Annotated in this window: 1 pseudogene; it reads right to left on the reverse strand. The window is 53.2% G+C overall.

The features are described 5' to 3' along the window. Positions 1 to 194, reverse strand: a pseudogene (locus CQ12_RS45485) (hypothetical protein); the annotation flags it as partial. Positions 195 to 308: the final 114 nt, after the last annotated feature.

Consider the following 308-nt stretch of genomic DNA (forward strand, 5'->3'; position numbering starts at 1 on the left):
ACCATGAACAGGAGCGGAAACCACCAGCCCCGACCGGTCAGGATCGCGACTTGTGAAGACAGGTAGGACTTGGCAAGATCGGCCTTGATCTGCTCGCGCGTCGTTTGATTGTCCACGCTGTTATCAATCGTCTTGAAAATTCGATCGAGCGGGCCGGAAGCAAGCCACGAAAGAATGGACATAATGAAGGTCATGTGTGCCATCCCCTGCGACGTGCAATGACATAGAAGCTTTCAGAGATGGCCGTGCACAATCCTCCGATCACAAAGCAGAGCACCTGAATGAGATCGGGATCGGTAAGCGTGTTC

It is taken from the genome of Bradyrhizobium jicamae, assembly GCF_001440395.1.
GTDB lineage: Bacteria > Pseudomonadota > Alphaproteobacteria > Rhizobiales > Xanthobacteraceae > Bradyrhizobium > Bradyrhizobium jicamae.